The 16,534-nt window shown below is 47.1% G+C and carries 11 protein-coding genes; 8 read left to right on the top strand and 3 right to left on the bottom strand.

What is annotated here, in order from left to right; translation table 11 throughout:
- Positions 1–17 precede the first annotated feature (17 nt).
- On the bottom strand, positions 18–3,254 hold the full coding sequence (locus tag ON006_RS04780) for a SusC/RagA family TonB-linked outer membrane protein (RefSeq protein ID WP_244819612.1): 3,237 nt from the start codon (positions 3,252–3,254) through the stop codon (positions 18–20).
- Between the two features lie 465 nt (positions 3,255–3,719).
- On the opposite strand from ON006_RS04780, the gene ON006_RS04775 reads away from it, so the two are divergent.
- From ON006_RS04775 to ON006_RS04765, 3 genes are all read left to right on the top strand, one after another.
- On the top strand, positions 3,720–6,845 hold the full coding sequence (locus ON006_RS04775; protein WP_244819613.1) for a lantibiotic dehydratase: 3,126 nt from the start codon (positions 3,720–3,722) through the stop codon (positions 6,843–6,845).
- 93 nt (positions 6,846–6,938) lie between these two features.
- Positions 6,939–7,775: a LytR/AlgR family response regulator transcription factor gene (locus tag ON006_RS04770; protein WP_244819614.1), complete on the top strand. Its 837-nt coding sequence runs from the start codon at positions 6,939–6,941 to the stop codon at positions 7,773–7,775.
- Positions 7,768–8,913, top strand: a complete 1,146-nt coding sequence (locus ON006_RS04765) for a sensor histidine kinase (protein WP_244819615.1) — start codon at positions 7,768–7,770, stop codon at positions 8,911–8,913. Before ON006_RS04770 ends, ON006_RS04765 begins: the two co-directional genes overlap by 8 nt.
- A 374-nt stretch (positions 8,914–9,287) precedes the next feature.
- On the opposite strand, the gene ON006_RS04760 is transcribed toward ON006_RS04765, so the two are convergent.
- Positions 9,288–10,196, bottom strand: coding sequence for an Rpn family recombination-promoting nuclease/putative transposase (locus ON006_RS04760; RefSeq protein ID WP_244819616.1), 909 nt, complete (start codon positions 10,194–10,196; stop codon positions 9,288–9,290).
- A gap of 196 nt (positions 10,197–10,392) precedes the next feature.
- On the opposite strand from ON006_RS04760, the gene ON006_RS04755 reads away from it, so the two are divergent.
- The 5 genes from ON006_RS04755 (at position 10,393) to ON006_RS04735 (ending at position 15,099) form a co-directional block, all read left to right on the top strand.
- Positions 10,393–11,445 (top strand): type IV toxin-antitoxin system AbiEi family antitoxin, encoded by a 1,053-nt coding sequence (locus ON006_RS04755; RefSeq protein WP_267609959.1) that lies wholly within the window; start codon positions 10,393–10,395, stop codon positions 11,443–11,445.
- Positions 11,446–12,310: 865 nt separating this feature from the next.
- Positions 12,311–13,510, top strand: a complete 1,200-nt coding sequence (locus ON006_RS04750; RefSeq protein ID WP_244819618.1) for a hypothetical protein — start codon at positions 12,311–12,313, stop codon at positions 13,508–13,510.
- Between the two features lie 20 nt (positions 13,511–13,530).
- Positions 13,531–14,091, top strand: a complete 561-nt coding sequence (locus ON006_RS04745) for a Crp/Fnr family transcriptional regulator (RefSeq protein ID WP_244819619.1) — start codon at positions 13,531–13,533, stop codon at positions 14,089–14,091.
- 154 nt (positions 14,092–14,245) lie between these two features.
- A complete protein-coding gene (locus tag ON006_RS04740; RefSeq protein ID WP_244819620.1) occupies positions 14,246–14,677 on the top strand; it encodes a MauE/DoxX family redox-associated membrane protein in 432 nt (143 codons plus the stop codon).
- Between the two features lie 119 nt (positions 14,678–14,796).
- Complete coding sequence (locus tag ON006_RS04735) at positions 14,797–15,099, top strand: hypothetical protein (RefSeq protein ID WP_244819621.1); 303 nt, start codon at positions 14,797–14,799, stop codon at positions 15,097–15,099.
- Between the two features lie 57 nt (positions 15,100–15,156).
- Here ON006_RS04735 and ON006_RS04730 read toward each other — a convergent pair whose 3' ends face one another.
- Positions 15,157–16,524, bottom strand: coding sequence for a RagB/SusD family nutrient uptake outer membrane protein (locus ON006_RS04730; RefSeq protein WP_244819622.1), 1,368 nt, complete (start codon positions 16,522–16,524; stop codon positions 15,157–15,159).
- Positions 16,525–16,534 lie beyond the last annotated feature (10 nt).

Genomic DNA, 16,534 nt, shown 5'->3' with positions numbered 1-16,534 from the left:
ATCAAATTAGGTTAAGATCAGAATCCAACTCTTATATTGAAGCCGTAACCGCGCGTTCCCGGGTACTGGCCGGTTTCACCATAGATCGCACTTACCTCCGAGGGATCAAAGTCTTTGGTTTTTGCATAGATCAAAACCGGATTTCTCGCTACAAAAGACACAGAAAGTGAGGTAAGGGTTTTTGGAATCCCTAATTTCCTGAGCGGTACCTTATAGCCTATCGACAGTTCGCGTAATTTGATGTAAGTCAAATCGTAGATGTAATCGTCAAAAGTCTTTTTGGAGAAAAGATTGTGAAAATAATCCTGTGCTTCCACATAGAAATCAACAGGTTCACCCTCTGCATTTACACCCACCGTATGAACACCGCCACCGTCGGCCACAGCGTCACGAATGGAATTTCCCTTGTCGTTGGCCACTGCTGTACGGGCGGTAAGGCCGCTATATGAGCCCCACATGTTTGATAAAGAGCTGAATTTCCCGCCGAACTGATAGTCAAAATTCACGTTAACAGTGAAGTCGTTAAACAGCTCAAAGGAGTTTTGCAATCCACCGGTAACTTTCGGCAGTACGCTTCCAAAATTGACTTCCGGATCGTTGTCATAAAAACCATTGGCATCCAAAACGGGTACACCGTTGATTCGTTTGATGCCATTGCCGATCAGCTGCCCCCATCTTTTGCCTTTTTGGTGAACCATGATAGGCATGGTGGTTCCCCATCCACCACCAAGGTTTCCTGTTCTGGTAATTCCGAATTCGTCGCTAAGTTCGATAACGTCATTCTCGAAAATATTAGAATAAGTTGCCGTCAGGTCCCACCGGAACTTTGGTATTAAAACGGGGGTCAGGTTCAGGTTGAACTCAACACCCTTTTTGCTGATCTTTCCGATATTGGTCAAAAGCGAAGTAAATCCACTTGCCCCATTGATACTCAGTGCATAAGGGAAGGCAACCTCGGTACCGTCAAAATAAGTCGCCGAAATACCTGCACGGCTTTTGAGGAATTTAAGATCGAGTCCTATTTCTTTTTGATTGACCACAGAGCCACTGATTGCCGGATCGACAAGCTGGTTTGGCGTTCCCATCAAAAGGTTTGTGCCCCATTTGTTTGCGGGAACACTATAAGCAAAACCAGGATAGCGGTATGCACCGAAGCTTTCATTGGTTGTACCCAGGGCCTTTGGAATTTCACCCCAAGATGCCCTCAGTTTTCCCATAGTCAACCAAGGTGTTGCATTGCTCAGCAGATCGCTGAATACGAACGAGGCGCCTAATGACTTGGAGAGGACGGCATTATCATCGGTGGGCAAGGTAGAGTACCAGTCTTTTCTCAATGATCCATCAATGAACAACATGTTTTTATACCCGAATGCAGCCCTTCCGAAAATAGCCCTGTATTTTTCTTCAACACGATCATTTCCAACCTGAGGCTGATCTACCGAGTTGCCAACCGTGTAAAGATTTGGAATACTAAGTCCGTTTACCGTGTTGGCATAGTTGGTTTTGGCGATCGCTGAGAAGAAATCAGATCCTGCTGATAAATCTACTTTGAAATCTCCGAACACTTTACTGTACGTAGCCAGCACATCAATGTTCTGACGATTACTGTAACCCTGATAAGTGCTGTATGCACCTTTCTCGCCTGTCTGCAACGCGCTGGTTAGCAGGTCAGTGCTTCTTTTGTTTTCATTGAACCCATTATTTTGTTGCTTTCTGTAGGTTGCCTTTACTCTGAAATCGTCATTAAACTTGTAAATAAAGGCCACATCACCATAGATTCTGTCGCGCTGCTGGAAATTGTTGATCAGATTCAAATAGGTGTAGGGATTGTACCAATAGTTGCCGCCATAAAATGCTTTCACATTGGAGGCGTCATAACTGATGGGGGAAGCGTGGTTCCAGCTGGCGTATATGCCTTCTGGGGTTTGCAGGCCTTGTAGCTCCTTCATAATACCCATGTCCAGGTTCCTATGGAACCACTGGTTAAAGTTCCCTGATGTCGCATTGGCGTAGCCATCAGAAATTTCACCATCCAGTTTCCAGTTGATGTAGTTGACATTGGCACTCACTTCAAAATGCTTGCTGATGTCATAGCTGGTCATCAGGTTCAAGGTATTCTTATTCAATTTACTATTTGGGATCAGCCCTTTGACATGCTGATTTCCATAAGTCATCTTGAAGTTGAGCTTATCCGTGGCCGTACTGAAGCTGATCGAGTTATTGAGGGTAACCCCGGTATTGTAAAACTCCCTTGCATTGTCCGGTTGCGGGTTCAAAGCAGCAGTTTGGTAGGAACGGCTATGGCCACCATACCATGCATACCACGGTATGTATTCCTGTCCTACCATCCTTGGACCCCAGCTTGCATCATCATTGTAATCATTATAATACTTGCCGCTCAGTGCCTGCCATTCCACCGGATGACCTTCCTGCCATACGTATTTTACAAGCTCAGAAGAAGATCCGCCAGCATAAGAATTCTGATAGTTGGGCAAAATGTTGACTTTGTCAAACTGTGCTCCAAGGTTCAGGACAACGCCTGTTCCTTGTCCTTTAACGCCTCTTTTTAACGTAATCACAATCGCCCCGTTTGCTCCCTGAGCACCGAACTGGGCAGCGGCAGCGGGGCCTTGTAATACTGATATTGTTTCAATGTCATCTAAATTGACATCGTCAGCATTCGGAAGGATTGTTCCGTTTACTACATAAAGCGCGCCGGAACCTGTTCCGAATCCCGATGCCCCTCTGAGCCTTACCTCTGTATTTCGTCCCAGTGCCGCCACAGACTGGCTTCTGACTTGTATACCGGCAACCTTACCGGCAAGGGCATTGTTGATGTTGGTCTGACGAATGGTGTTTAATTGTTCATCATTGACAACCTGGGCACTATACGTAGTTGCGCGTGAAGATGTTTTAGCGCCGTAAGCTCCGGTTACCACAACTTCGGTTAACACCATGTCCGACAAGACCAGGGAGACATCCAACTCGGTTTTAGTGCCCAGCTCAACAGTTTGAACTTCAAAACCAACGAAACTGAACACGAGGGCTTTTACGTCCTGTGAAACGGAAATAGTAAAAGCACCATTTTCATTAGTCGTTGTACCACTGGCAGTTCCTGGTACGAATACAGAGACACCCGGCAGTTCAGAGCCGTCGTTGGCCTTGACTTTTCCTGTAATTGTTTTGTTTTGAGCGGTGGCGTCCGGACACACCACGGCAAGGAACGAAAAGAAGAGTAGATAGTATTTAAGCATATAAATTAATTAGGTTAGTTGGTACAACAAATGTTCATTAAAATTTGGTTAAAATCAACATTGTATTATACAATAAATTGTATTATTTAAATATCATAATATATAATTCGCTTTTTTATGAAATTTATTTAATAAAAGATGGTTTTCGGTTTACAAAAATGACTAATCACCAAGTTTCAGGGACGCTATCGCACGGAGACAAAACAAAAAGCGGTTTGCAGTGTGATGAAGGGTAAGGCAGGGGCTCAGATCAGATATAGAGCTCACAAAACCGTTGAATTCCGGCTTTGACTTGCTAAGCAGCTTTTGGAAAGGACGACCGGCAAAGCCCCTCACTGAGAAATGGGATAAAATCCAACGGCGATGGTTTCAGCCCGGTGCCGCGCATGCTGATCACATATTTTTCCGCATGGCCACCAGCCTCTTGACATTGTAGCTCACCAAGTCAATTTGAACCATTGAGTCATGAGCCTACAATCCTACCCATTTGCTGTGCTGCGCAGGCCTCTTCTTTCCAAAGACCTACTTTACGATTTCCATCAGAGCACCTGTGAGGATCCCCAGGCCTTTGAAGCAGCGCTTCTGGCGATATTCTCTGGTCCGCTTCTTTTGGAAGGTTTACAGCTGGCCTCCACGGAGGTATATGATGCCACCTTGCAACTGCTGCAAACCGGGACTGTTAGCGGCAAGCAAAAACTGCTCATGAGCCTTTACAAATACCTGGTCCGTTGGTGCCATCGATGCACACCGTTCGGCCTTTTTGCCGGTTACTTTCCGGCTGCCATTTCCAATAAAACAGATATCGAGTTTTCAAAACTGCCGCTGCAAAGACATCGCAGGCTAGATCACCGTATTTTAGGGTCCATTAAAGATTTGATTTTAAAAAATCCCAGGTACGTCAAGCAGCTTCGATTTTACCCTAATACTTCCCTGTATAAATTGGGGGATACATTCCGCTTTGTGCAGCGGCTCTCAAACCATGACGCTGCCGGCTTTTCCCTCAACGAGGCCGTAGCCCACCCCGTACTGGATGAGCTTCTGAAAAAAGCCCGGAACGGCCTTTTACCGTCGGAGCTGGTGGCTTTTCTTATGGGTGCCAATCTTTCCAAAGCCAACGCGTGGGCCTATTTAAAATCCCTTGTCGATAGTCAGCTGCTCGTCTCGGGAATTGAAATGAATATTACCGGACCAGATTACCTGCGCTTGCTTATTGCGCGTACCGACCAGCTCGAAGGCAGCGGCGCACTGGTCAAAGGGCTCAGGAAACTGGAAAAAGGCCTGGCTGAAAACCACACTTTCGAAAACCTGGATCAACAGGTGGGCAACCTCCTTGCTGATCGCCCCAATACCCCTTGCATTCAGACCGATCTTTGTTTCCCTACCCAGAGGGCCACTTTGAGCCAGAAAACAATTGATTACCTGCGTGCGAGGATACTCAAAATGGGACGTCTCTGCAAAACCGGTCAGAGCAAAGACCTTGCCATCTTCGCCCGGGATTTAAATGCCCGGTACGGCCAGCAGCAGGTTCCGCTTTTGCAAGCCTTAGACTATGACTACGGGGTCGGCTACGGTGCGCTCAAAAATGATATTCAGTGGAGCAAGTCGCTCCTTGCGGGTTTGGAATTTACCGACCCGGCCGATGAGGATGCCACCGACCCGTTGGTAGAAGCCGTCTTTATGGACTTTATGGCCCCAAATGCGCAATGCATACAGCTGACAGATCAAATGCTTCACCCAGGTAGCAATGCTGTCGCAGGCTTACCGGAGAGCTTTTATTTGCTGGGAAGTATCATCACCGCATCCCAACAGGCCCTTGACAACGCCGATTTTCTATTTGAGCTAAAAGCGCTCAGCGGACCTTCGGCAACGCATCTGCTAACACGGTTCGGTGTGGCCGATGCATCCCTGCGCCATCAAATCGCCAGCATCATCCAAACCGAGCAAAAACACCGACCCGAGGTGATCTTTGCCGAAATTGCCCATATTGCCAATTTAAGAGATGCCAATGTCACGGCCCGAGCTGCATTCCGGGACTTTGAGATTTGCTATCTGGCCAGTAGCGGCGCTCGGCACAACTTAGGCCTATGTGATCTAACTGTCGGTAGCGATGACGGGAAAAAACTAAGCTTACGTAGCACAAAATACCAGAAGGAAGTGATCCCGGTTTTAAGCTGCGCCCACAATTACAGCCAGGGCCTTCCGATCTACCGCTTTCTTTGCGAGCTGGCCAGCCAGCACAGCACAGCCCTGTACTGGGACTGGGGCCGTTTTTCCAACAGCCCATTTCTGCCCAGGGTGCAATATGAAAAGCTGGTGATAAGTAAAGCAAGCTGGCAGTTGGGTCCAGCCGAGCTTGCCGCGCTGAAGACACTACAAAAAAAGAATTCCCTTTCAAGCCAAGAGCCTCTCAGGGTTTGGTGGAAAGAAATCAAAGGCAAACGAAGACTCCCGCGGTATTTTACGGTGGGAAACCACGACAACCAGCTTCTGATTGACAGCGAGCATCCGATCTCATTAGCGCTGTTAGCTCAGATACTAAAGAAAGATGGCAGCCTGCGGCTCACCGAAAACCTGGAAGAGCCTTTTAAGGGCATGCTGAAAGATGAAGGAAAACACTTTTCCAGCGAGATCATCATACCATTTGCTAATCATCAAAACCCCGTCGCCAGCAGCACGCCGCCCAAGCCGGGCCTTGAAAATCCAGCCAGAGCCTTTATGCTCACCAGCAGCTGGCTTTACGTAAAAATTTATTGTAGCCCAGGACTCTCTGACCAAATCATCACCGGTCAACTGGGGCCATTATCAGAAAAGCTGATAAGCTCCAAGGTGATTGATAAATGGTTTTACATCCGCTACCAGGATCCAAAACCCCATATTCGCATACGCTTCTATTATCCTGGCAAATCGGAATTCTGGGTAAAGGTTCTTCAAGAACTACATCAGGCGCTAGCACCGTTAGTTCAAACCGGCGCAGTATCGGGCATGCAAACCGATATTTACCAAAGAGAGCCCGAACGCTACGGGGCGCAATACTATGAGCAGGTTGAATCCATATTTCATCTGGACAGCCAGACTGTTTACCGGTGCCTTTGTCTGCTGTCCGCTCCAAACAACCCGGACCTGTCCTGGCTTGCAGCACTCCAAGGCGCCGATGCGCTTTTAAGTGACCTGGGCCTAGACCCATATCAAAAGAATGCGTTAATCCAGGCCCTGGATGCGCAGTTCTCTGATGAGCAGGACGCGCAGGGGCGCCTAACGGTCACAATCAATCGAGACTATCGCCTGCACAGAGCAGAGATTGCCAGTGTCTTGGAATGGGCAGGCACCCAAGCCGGGATGGCGCCGTTTCAAGACTACTTTGAAGCGCGCTCAACCAAAATCAAGGCGCTGCTGGCCCCTGTTTTGACGGACGACCCGCAATTCTCACAGCAGCTCGCCCCGCATCTGCTTCACCTGTTTTTGAACCGGTGGTTTAGCAGCCAGCATAGAACGCAAGAGTTTGTCATCTATAAATATCTAAAGAACTACTATGTCACTCTCTTGAAAAACCGTGATTTCAGCAAAAAATCAGCCAAAAATGGCAGCATGTAACCGAAAATTTATTTAAATTCACTTAGCCCCCTCGAACCAATCCTGTGACGCGTACCTACCAGTCGGATGCATAGTACTTAAACACTTATTGCAATGAAGCTAGAAGCTACCACCCCACTGCAATGCCTGATCATTGACGATGAGAGCTCGGCACACAAAACCTTAAAATTCCATATGGGCAAAGTCCCCTGGCTTGAATTCACCCATAGCTGTATGAATGCCGTCCGGGCCTTGGAGCTCATATCCTCAATAAGGCCCGATATCATTTTTCTAGACGTTGACATGCCCCACCTGTCGGGCATTGAAATGCTCGGGCTCGCCGGCAGGATCTCTGCCTCGGTGATTTTGACAACGGCCCATGAAAAGTTTGCCATACAGGGATATGAGTATGATGTGACCGACTTTCTTTTAAAACCTATTTCTTTTCCCCGGTTTTTAAGGGCGGTCAACAAAGTCAGAGAACGCGGCAATCCTGACCCGTCACGAAACGAGCGGCCCGCTGCGGCAGCTACTAATGAGCCTCATCCGCACCACCCATTTCAGATCGTCGACTGTACCAGGCCGGCGGACACGGCCCTGGCCAGCCCAGCAGATTCGCCCGTGTTTGCCGAGAAAATGATGTGGGTCAAAGTCGATAAGAACATTTACCCCCTTGAATACAAACACATCTACATGATCCAAAGCTATGGCAACTACGTTCAGATCTATTCGAGAGCCCATAAGCTTGTGGTCAGGACATCGCTGACGCTTCTTCTCAAAAACCTGCCGCCGCATTTCATTCAGACCCACCGCTCGTATATTATCAACAGTGCACACATCAGCCACATCAGCGGCAATGAGATCTACTTGACAGATCTGGGTTTTAAAGCAATGATTTCCAAGGAGTTAAGAAATGATTTTTTGAGAAGACTTCCTGTATCCTATGGATAACAACCACCAGGATTTTATAAACCGGTATTTTTTCCGAGAGCAAAATCCGGCACAAAGAACTCGGTATCATGCTGCATTCTGGCTTGCCTTTATCGCATTGCATTTGCTGTATTTCATTGATTCTGGCGATGAGATCAAGCTCACACCGCGCTGGGTGGTTTCCTATGGCCTTTACTATTTTCGCTTTGTTCCCGTATTTTATCTCTCCGTATTGATCTTTGATGTGCTCAAACATCGCTATCAGGGCCTTGATCTAGTCATTAGGATAGTCGTGTTGATGGTACTGCTCATGCATGTGATGAATGTGTCTTTATTTTTGCTGCTCGAATCGGTCTACGGACTCCAATCGCTTTCGAGCCCTTTCCAGCATTTTGGCCAAAACTACCTTCGGCCCATCAGTGAGAGCAAACCCTCAGAAATACTCATCCTTTTGATGTATGATCTGACCGAGATACAATTGCTCTTCCTTCCGATAGGGCTGAAAATGACCAAGTTCGGCTTACTCGCTCAGATCCAAAAATTGGAACTTCAAGCCGATAAACTGAAAAACGAGCTGCAAACATTAAGGTCCCAGCCTGCTCCCCATTTTGTTTTGAATGCGGTTAATGCCGCCTATGCCGAAATCCAACCCGTCAGCGAGCGTGCTGCCGAATACCTTGAAGACCTGACGGGTGTGTTGCATTTTGCGCTCTATGAAACAACCCACAATATGATTCTGCTTCACAAGGAGTGGAATGCACTTCTGCACTTTGTGCATATGGAATCGAAGCGCTTCGATGATCGGCTCAGAGTAAGCATCAATCAAGACGGAGACATGTCTCATCAGGTCTATATTCCCACCCTGATGCTGATTACACTTACTGAAAACGCTTTCAAACACGGAGTCTATAAGGCCCTGGATGATTGCTGGATTGATATTCTTTTGACAACCAAAGAGGGCGAGCTTATTTTTATGATTTCAAACAGTAAGACCCAAAACAGTGCCGCTTCACAGGACGACGACAATTCGGGCATCGGTTTGGCCAACATCAGACAACGTCTTGAACTGTATTTCCCCAAAAACCACCAGCTGCAAATCTCGGAAAACAAGACGAGCTTCACGGTCAGAATCAGATTTGCTTTGAAGGCCAAAGCCTAGGTGAGAAAACGCCAACAACGGCATTTGTTTTGCAGACAGTCCTTCGAATGCCACCACCGGTTTACGGTTACGGTTTTGAATAAAGTGTTCGACTTTTGCTTGAGCTCCTGTTGTGACCAACGTCCCTTGTTCGCATCCGGATGAGGCTGCCGGAAACTCTTGTATGATATGGTCTGAGAACTCCATACCGAAGGTGCTTGCTTGGCAGTAAATGTGCTAGGCCTACTATATTTCATGGCTAACGGTTGGTAAAACCTTACATCGGTTGGTAAAGCAAGGCTTCCTTTACCAGTAACCTAAGCTTGACCGTAACTTTTGATTTGCCGATGAAATGATACGGAACCTAGCGGATCAATCAACTAATGCAGAAAGTGCTAACTGGCCTGACCAAGTTGCTTGCGGATATCGGATACATAGTCTGCGGTTACCTCTAGGGCAGACGCAATCTGTTCATCTGTAAGTAAGGACTGTTTGATCAGGTTCCGGACCGCTTTTTCGGTCTTTTCCAAATGCCCCTCGTTCCGGCCTTTCTCTACAAAAAAATCCAAGGTATTCATGACAGTTTCTTTCGTTTGAGTAGGTAGCGATGTGATCAGCTCGAGAACCTGCTGTACGGTGAGATCGCTACTCACGAATGTATAAACAATAAGGCTACTTTGCAAGTTCTGGTCCATTTCACCGGCTAGTGCCAGTATCGTTGGAATCAGTTTACCAAGCCTGTCTTTTAATGCGCTGTACTTCAACGCCAGCAGCGAGGCGGCCAGGAACTTATTGTGCAAAGCCTGGATCTGCTGGTCTGGGATTTGCCCTAGGTTGTGAAAAATGTACTGGTATTCGGGCAAAAATCCCAGCAGCTCGGGTCCTATGTTTTCGAACAGGCCGGAAAGCGTGTTATATTCCCAGCGGTTTTTACCGTGATAGAGCAGTATTGGAATGATCAGCGAGGGCTTTTCACCATTTCCGATCTGTTTCAGCATCCCCGAAAAAATGTAGCTACCGATTTGGATAGGTACATTTTTATCAATATAGCTCTTGTGTTCGATCAGAAGGGAGATTTTAACTCGTTGTTCGCCACCAGCCATACGGCATTCGTACAGAATATCAGACATTGATTTTTGCAAATCCTTGGAGACGTATGTGTCCGGAAGCTGCCTAAAAGTGGAAAAATCCAGCTTTTTAATGACATGTTCAGGTAGACAAATCCGAAAATAATCCAGGGCGATTTGCTGATTGGCCATAATAGCCCTGATGAAAGTGTCGTGCTTTGATGTGTGCTTAGCCATGATTCAAAAATATGCTTTTTAGCTTTCAGTTCCTGACTAAGTAGCGATGTCCCAGACAATTGATCCTTTGGGTGAAACTGACTTATTGATGCATGATTGAACCCAATACCTGCCATGAGCCTAAACTCATGCCAAAATCATTGGTAAGCTCATCACAGGAAAATCAAAAGACTAGGGAGCTGTTCATTATTATTTTATGTTCACTGAACACGAACAAGATAAAAAAATGAACAGAACTACTAGCGAAAGAGAAATTGCTGAGACTGCCTTGAAAAATCTGGAGGGCCACACTGGCATAAAAGGAACTTGGGAGCCAACAATCGCACGGCCTGACCCAGGCTTTGATGGAAAGACTTCACTAAGTATTAAAGGTAAACCGCTGACATTTATAACAGAAATTAAAGGTGAATTTCGCGGCTACTTTATAGACGAACTTTTACACCAAGCTAAAAAGAACAAACCATTTCTGTTAATCGCCGAAAAGATTTTTCCAGCACAGAAACAACGTCTACGCGAAGAAGGAATAGCTTATTTGGACGTGGCAGGCAACATCTATGTGGCAGATGGCGAAACGCTGATTTGGTTAGAAGGCCAAAAAGCCGTGCGTATTGACAAAGAACAAACCAAGAGGAACCGAGCATTTACCAAAGCGGGGCTCCGAATCGTCTACATATTTTTAGAAAACGAGACCTATGTCAACTACACATACCGCCAAATTGCCAGCCTTGCCACTGTTGCACTGGGCACGATCAAGCCAGTGATATCTGCATTGAAAGAAGATGGATATCTGCTCGAAGTGAATAAAAAAAGAATGCTGCTCAATAATAAAAAACAGTTGTTGGAAAACTGGCTAATCGGCTACGCCAATGTATTGAAACCATCCTTACTTTTGGGCACTTACTTTTTTCGCGAGATTGATCAGTGGAAGGAGCTCGATCTTCCGGAGGGAGCAGTCTGGGGCGGAGAACCGGCCGGTGAATATTTAACCAATTATCTGAATCCCCAGCAGTGGACTATCTATACATCTCAAAACAAGGTAGAGCTAATAAGAAAATTACAACTCATTCCCAAAGAAGACGGTAACCTAAAAATTTACAAACGCTTCTTTGCCCCCACGTTCCAAGGCTGCCAGCGATTAGAGGCCCCTGAAATTATAACTTACGCAGATTTGATGATCACGGGAGATCCTCGGTGCATAGAAACAGCACAAATCTTATACGAAAATCGTCTCGCAAAAAAATTTGATTAAGCATGAGGTATGGCGAACTAAAAAATGTTTTTGATGCAATTCTCACCACAACAATCCTCAAAAATTCTCCGGCGAGAGAGAAAATTCCTGTCGTCGCATTAGGAGCAGTTCCAGCTCAGTACAATACGTCCTACAGCTTTCCCACCTCCAGTTCTTATAACGCTGCATGTTAAAATCATCTGCCGCTGACTAAATGCTCGCTTCCCTCACATCCACCGCATGGAGAATGCTGGCTTCTGGCCGTTGCAAGGACATACTTGAGCACGCTGGCAAAACTGCTTCCTATTGCCACTTTATCCATAATCGTGTCGTAGCTCTCTAAGGATTTAATCAAAGAGAAGCTGCCTGTAATTCTTTAAATCGCAATCAGCACTTCCTTGTGATAGCGCGTGAGCTGCCTCTACCTCAAGCCACTGTAACGAGCATGGAAGGTTTCAAACCTACAATGCTCCCATTCGAAACAAAATTACCAGGTTTGGTCACATAAATTTCAGCGCCTTGATATACCCACCTTGTTTTGCTTGATGTCCTAATGTCCACTAATTCAATACTGCATCATGAAAAAAAATCAAAAGCTCGTTCTAAAACAAACTTGGTTGCATCATTATCAGGGCCAAATCTGGCGGAACCTGGCTAAAACCTCGCAAGAAGAACCCATCACCACCAGTGGCATGATTTGCACGATGATTATCCGAAGGTAAATCACCAAGGTGTACCTAACCGAGTCTGGCAGCTATCTTTTCCCGATAGCTGCTTTTTAGTGCCCTGCAAAAAAGATCGGTGAGTCGGGCCACCCAAAGGCGCACAGCGCACCAGATCCCCTCTTCTAAAAATGAAAATATTAGGCTCAAAACTTGAAATTCTCATGATAGAAAAGCATCGCACCATCGAATGGCTGGATTTTATCCTCACAACCGTTTTGAATACAGCTCAAACAGATGCCACAGCGCTGACTGCCCAGCAACTTCAAACGCTTATCGGAAAAGCCCATCAAGAAAAGCTCAGCTATATCTCTTTTCTCAAGGGGCAAAACCTGCGTCTTTCCGGCAGACGAAAACTACTCCATCTTATTGATCAGCAGCATGGCAAGCTGCTGATCTTACTGGATCAGGCCTATGAAAATGCGGCTTTGATCCAGATTCCCGACCCGATGATCATCAGCGCCATTGATTCTATCAGTTGCTGCATTTATGAGCTTCTCACTTTCATGGAAAGTCGGATGGATATCTATATCTCATTGGATGATCCTGCTGGGCCAGCTTATGTTTCCCATGCCCAAAAAGAGCTTGGCGGCCACATTGATCTGATCCGAGCAGATCTGTTGAGCCACACCGACAATCAGATCCTGACCGATATTGTACTCAGATCAATGGTTGATATCAGCCAAGAGCCAGGTCAGCGCGCGATTACTTTTCGAGAAATCTTTTACAAAAAAGAGCTGCTGAAAGAACTGGAAAAAATCAGCCGCATCTCCGATCAACGCAAAGCCCATGATGCAATAGTCGAACTATTGGTTTATATGAATTTCAACAGTCGATCATTCATAAATTACTTTACCCAAACGCTCGCCCGGCGCATCAATAGCTCTGGCTCTGCTCGTGAAAAAATGACTCAGTTGTTGCATAGCTACAAGGAATTCAAGCAGATGCACAAAAAATCGGGTGTCAGACTGCACCCGTACCAGGCAGATGTCAAGAAAGCCATTGGCGACTGGTTTACCCAGGAGATCAACTACCTGGAAAAAATGTGCCAGTGGGATATAGCCGGACACCTGCAAGGTTCCACGGCCATATCACAACAAAAACCAGAGCCTTTCAAGGTCATGGTGTTACTCTCCGTTGATCAGATCGGGCTGATTTTAAGAGCACTGGATTCGGTGCGGATTTTAAAAGCCAAATCACTCAATGCCGTTTTTGAGAGCATTACGCCATTCCTTTCTACGCCCAGAAAGCCAGAGATATCCTGGGAAAGCATGCGCTCGAAATCCTACACTTTCGAAGAAAAAGACAAACAGACCGTCATCAAGATTTTGCAAACGGTCATCGACTGGATCAACGAATACTGACACCTCATCCATCAAAAACTATGAATGCTTCAAAGCTCTCAGATCACCTGGCCGCCTTTTACCCACTGAGTACTGGATTCAAAACTGCATTGGACCAGGTGCTCATCCGGCAGGTTTTCAAAAAAGGGGCATTGCTCAGGCAAAGCGGCCCCCGTCCGACAATCTGGTTTATCGTAGAAGGGCTTGCCAAAGCCATCTACGAAGATCAAGACGGCAAAGAACACGTTACCCGGTTTTGGAAACAAGGCCAGGTCATGCTTTTGGCCAACGGCAACACCCACATGATGACTGCGGACCGGATCGTGCTTTTGGAAGACAGCGTCTTGACAACAATGACCAGTGCCAGCATCCTTTTTCTTTATCACAGCTTCCCGGAGGGGCCAAAGTTGTCTAGTAAAATCTTGCTCGATGACCGAAATCAGGGTGAGCTCAAATCGTTTCTTTGCTCCTTGCCTGCTCAGCAGGCCTACAGGCAATTCCAACAAGTTTTTCCGGCCAGACGCCTGATGCTCAAAGACATTGCAAGCTACCTTGAAATCTCGCCGGGCAGGCTCAGTGAGATCAGAAAAAGTTTGCGCTGACCCGGCCTGTCATACAAAAAAGAATCAATGATCCACTTACGATACAGGAAGTTACAACCTGTTTTTCCCATCTAGCTTTATGGGCACCTGCACAAGACCTGGCATGCACCGGTAGCCAGTCTGCGACCGACGGGTTACACCAAAATAAACAGCTATGAAAGCAAAAACACTTCCGACAATCCTATCGGCGATCTTGATCACTCTTTTCCTGTACACGGCCCTTTCCAAACTGCTGGATTTCGAACAGTTCAGAAAACAGATGTCCAATCAAAACATACCCAAATGGTCGGCAGGACTTCTGGCCTGGGGCATTGTGTCCAGTGAAATCATGGCAGTCATTCTTTTAGCCACCGAGAAATACCGGCTCTGGGGTTTGTATACTTCGGCTTTGCTCATGGTTGTTTTCAGCGGGTATATGGTACTGGTGCTTCTTGATTTTTTCGACCGGGTGCCTTGCAGCTGTGGAGGGGTGCTCAACTCGATGAATTTTGGCGCGCATCTTCTTTTTAACCTGGCATTTCTGACCATTACGATCCTGGCCATTGCCTTGACCAGAAAAAGTCAGCAGCATCGCGCTCGGGTTTAAAATCTTAGTCGCAGCAGGCACAGGCGGGATGTCTGCCCTGCATGCGCCAGGGGAAACGCTGAAAACCTGAAAACAGAGTAGGCACTTTCTTATCATTCACAATTTTATTTTTAAATCTAATGAAAAAGTTAAAAATCAATTATCTCATCATGGCTGCCCTGGTGCTAGGAAGCAGTATGGCCGTGGCAACCCGGAGCGTAGCAGGCCAGAAAACAGCACTCGTCACCAGATGGGAACGCGTGGCCGCGGATGGCGATGATACGGGAAGCTGGCGAGCTGTCTCTTCTGAGTCGTGCGAAGCCTCAGAGAAAATCTGCAAGGCCGACTTTGCCACAGGTTATGATCCCAATCAGCATACCGAGGCTCAAAACAACAGCGCTGCGCTCTCCGGCACGATCCAGTCCGGTTATGTTCAGCAGTAAAGAGTAAGTTTTTGGTAAGGCAAACCGCCAGTGGCGGTTTGCCTTTTTTCTTGGGTCTTACCTGGGGTTTTGCTCGATGCCGCTGAGTTTGATCTCATTATCAGGAATCGGAAAAACATACCGGTTATCGCCTGGGGCTAACTTGAGCGGCTTGCCATTGACGATCCGCATCAGGGTTACCTGATGAGCTGGTTCCATATTGAGCCTTCTTAAATCGGACCATCTTAAACCGCGGGCGAACAGCTCTTTTCTCCGCTCCATTAAGACCAGGTCCAGTATGGTCTCATCGGTTGCTTTCAAGGTTTCAAAGCTGCCCTTTTTGAACCTGCTTCTCAGCAGCGTGTTCAGATCGGCCAGTGCAAGATCTGTTTTCTTGCTACGGGCATAACTTTCAGCACGTATCAAATAGAGCTCATCGGTCACCAGGCCTCCATAAAGGGAGGCACCGCCACCGTAGCTTCCTTTAAAACCATATACGCCACTGGGCCGTGACACAAAAAAGCAGGTTTTCCTCAAATCATTGCTTTGATAAGATTGGTACAGGACCGAGTCGACACCCGTTAGCGGTGAGCTTACCAGTGGCGAGTAGGGCGTCAGTCCATAGTGATAAATGATTTCAGGGTTCGCCTTTGAGAATGGCGCGGGAAAAGGCCTCGCAGCCGAAGGGTTTAGCGTATTGTAGTCCAGTAAATGATCATGGATTTGCAGAGCGGCCGATGCCATCAGCCCGGCTTTCTCATAGTCACCCATGCTCAGATAGACCCTGGCCAGCAGCGCCTTGACAGCTGCGCCTGAAGGCCGGTTGATGTAGGTTACCTGTGGCGGGAGCATGGGCTCGGATTCTGTCAGATCTGCGATGATCTGATCATAGGTCTGCTTTAAGGATCCCCTACCCACTATTTGATTGACATCCATGGAAAGCCGGATCGGTATACCGGGCAGAACCGCCGCCGTAGCCGGCTCGTAGGGCGCCGCAAAAACCTGCGCCAGATGAAAATGCGACACAGCGCGGTAAAATAGGGCGCTGCCATAAATGTGCTGGTAGAGCTCTTCCGTCTGGGCATCGGGGCTGATCTTGCGCAGCCCATCTAAGGCGATATTGGCGTTAAAGATGGCCTTGTATGGGAATTCCCAGTCGGCTACCCCTGTCCCTTCGAAAATGTCATCTGCCCACAAATAGGCATTGCGAGGCACAAATGGCAGGTTTTTCAAATTATCGTCCGGATGATAAAATTCATCGGTGGCCAGTGCCTGAATGCCAGGCCCCTGATTCATGGCCACGCCAGCCGCGTCAAGCAAGGCCTGAAAATGTTGCAGTTGACTAGGAACCACCAGCGACTTGCTGGGTTTTACATCCAGGTAATCCGGGGAGCACCCCAAAGGCACGCCGGCGGTAATGATCAGAAATAGCGAAATCTTTTTCATCTTTTTAAAT

This window comes from Dyadobacter pollutisoli (assembly GCF_026625565.1).
Lineage (GTDB): Bacteria > Bacteroidota > Bacteroidia > Cytophagales > Spirosomataceae > Dyadobacter > Dyadobacter pollutisoli.
Note: the sequence above shows the minus strand (reverse complement) of the source record. Positions and strands in the feature narration are given on the sequence as shown.